1 protein-coding gene is annotated in these 2,748 nt (G+C 35.7%); it reads left to right on the top strand.

The annotated features are described in order from the left end of the window. A partial coding sequence (locus tag N4A42_RS13815) for a class I tRNA ligase family protein (protein WP_294075186.1) occupies window positions 1-2,748 on the top strand: 2,748 nt, incomplete at both ends.

The following is a 2,748-nucleotide window of genomic DNA, read 5'->3' as shown; positions in this document are numbered from 1 at the left end:
GTTGGACATCCACTAGGTTATATTGCTTCAGATATTTATGCGCGTTATAAGCGTCATCAAGGATTCAATGTATTGCATCCTCAAGGTTATGATAGCTTTGGATTACCAGCAGAGCAGTATGCGATTCAAACTGGACAACATCCAGCAATTACAACCGAAACCAATATTGCAACCTATCGTCGTCAATTAGATCAAATCGGATTTTCATTTGACTGGTCTAGAGAAGTACGTACAAGTGATCCAAAATATTATAAGTGGACGCAATGGATTTTTATTCAATTGTTCAATTCTTGGTACAATAATGAAACTGATAAAGCAGAAGCTATTTCTAGCTTAGTTTCAATATTTGAAGCAGAAGGAAATGCTAACGTCAATGCAGCTTGTGATGATGCCGTTGAAGTATTTACTGCTGATGATTGGAATAACTATACGTCTGAACAACAACAAGAAATTTTATTACAATATAGATTAACCTATTTAGCGGAGACAGAAGTAAACTGGTGTCCGGAATTAGGAACTGTTTTAGCTAATGATGAAATTGTTAATGGTTTGTCTGAACGTGGAAGCCATCCTGTAGTGCGTAAAAAAATGACCCAATGGTCAATGCGAATTTCTGCGTATGCAGAGCGTTTATTACAAGGATTAGAAACTATTGATTGGACCGATTCATTAAAGGAAAGTCAGCGTAACTGGATTGGAAAATCTGTTGGAGCGTCTGTAATCTTTAACGTCATTGCGAGTGAAGCGAAGCAATCTGTGGATAATGAAGAATCTCATACCATAGAAGTTTTCACAACACGTCCTGATACGATTTTTGGTGTGAGTTTTATGACTTTAGCACCAGAACACGATTTAGTATCTAAAATCACAACTGAAGCGCAAAAAGCTGAGGTAGAAGCTTACATTGAAGCTACTGCAAAACGCAGTGAGCGTGATCGTATGGCAGATGTAAAAACCATTTCTGGTGTGTTTACAGGAGCTTATGCTGAGCATCCATTTACTAAAGAACCAATTCCAATTTGGATTGGAGATTACGTTTTAGCTAGCTACGGAACAGGAGCAGTTATGGCTGTACCTTGTGGTGATCAACGTGATTATGATTTTGCGAAGCATTTCAATATTGAGATTCCAAATATTTTTGATGGTGTAGATATCTCTGAAGCAGCATTTGCAGATAAAGACAACACGAAAATTGCGAATAGTGACTTCATTAACGGAATGAACTATAAGAAAGCAACAAAGCGTGTGATCTATGAGTTGGAGCAATTAGGACAAGGTGAAGGAAAGACCAACTACAGATTACGTGATGCTGTATTTTCGCGTCAACGTTATTGGGGAGAGCCATTCCCAGTATATTACAAGAATGGAATGCCGCAAATGATTGCAGATGAGCATTTGCCAATTCAATTACCAGAAGTAGAAAAGTATTTACCAACCGAAACAGGTGAGCCACCATTAGGTAATGCTAAAGTTTGGGCTTGGGATACGACTACTAATGCTGTTGTTGAAAATGAAAAGATTGATAACGATACGATCTTCCCATTAGAATTAAATACGATGCCTGGTTGGGCAGGAAGCTCACAGTATTTTAATAGATATATGGATCCTCAAAATGATGATGCTATTTTCTCTAAAGAAGCGATGAACTATTGGGAGCAAGTAGATTTATACATTGGAGGAAGTGAGCATGCCACAGGGCACTTATTATACTCACGTTTTTGGCAGAAGTTTATGTTTGATAAAGGTTATGTTAACCATGATGAGTTTGCTAAAAAGCTGATTAACCAAGGAATGATCTTGGGAACGAGTGCTTTTGCTTTCAGATTAGAATATGAACCTAATGTACATGTTTTAGAGGAGAAATATGATATACTCTCAAGAGAAGATAAAACGGCTTTAATGTTAAAACCAATATTTATATCTAAGAATGTATGTGAAGAATTAGATAAGTTGTCCTCTCAAGATTTGAAAGTTTTTATTAATAAAAATTATTCAACTCAAATAAGAAAAGGGTTAAGTGATTTTATTGATACAAATGTAGAAGCAAATATTGATGAACTATATCATGTTATAGGTTTTAATCCAGTTAAATCTCATGTGGATTTTGTTAATGCATCTGATGAATTAGATACAGAAGAATTCAAAAATTGGATGCCAGAATTCCATAACGCAATTTTTATTACTGAAGAAGATAATACATTCAAAGTTAAGCGCGAGGTTGAAAAGATGTCTAAATCCAAATTCAACGTGGTTAATCCAGATAACATTTGTGCAGAATATGGAGCAGATTCACTACGTCTTTACGAGATGTTCTTAGGGCCATTAGAGCAATATAAGCCTTGGAATACTGCTGGTATTACAGGTGTACATGGATTCCTTAAGAAATTATGGAAGTTATACTTTGATGATAATGGATTGAAAGTTACAGATGCGGAGCCAACAAAAGATAACTTAAAGACTTTACATAAAACCATCAAAAAAGTACAAGAAGATATTGAGAACTTCTCGTTCAATACCTCTGTATCTACCTTTATGATTGCTGTGAATGAGTTAACGGCTCAAAAGTGTACAAGCAAAGCCATTTTACAACCTTTATTGGTATTGATTTCACCTTATGCACCACATATTTCGGAAGAATTATGGAATGCTTTAGGAAACGAGGACTCTATTTCTACAGCTGAATTTCCAGTGTTTGAAGCAAGTCACTTGGTAGAAAGTAGTAAAGAATATCCAATTTCATTTAATGGT

The sequence above is a fragment of the Winogradskyella sp. genome (genome assembly GCF_025210595.1).
GTDB lineage: Bacteria > Bacteroidota > Bacteroidia > Flavobacteriales > Flavobacteriaceae > Winogradskyella.
Note: the sequence above shows the minus strand (reverse complement) of the source record. Positions and strands in the feature narration are given on the sequence as shown.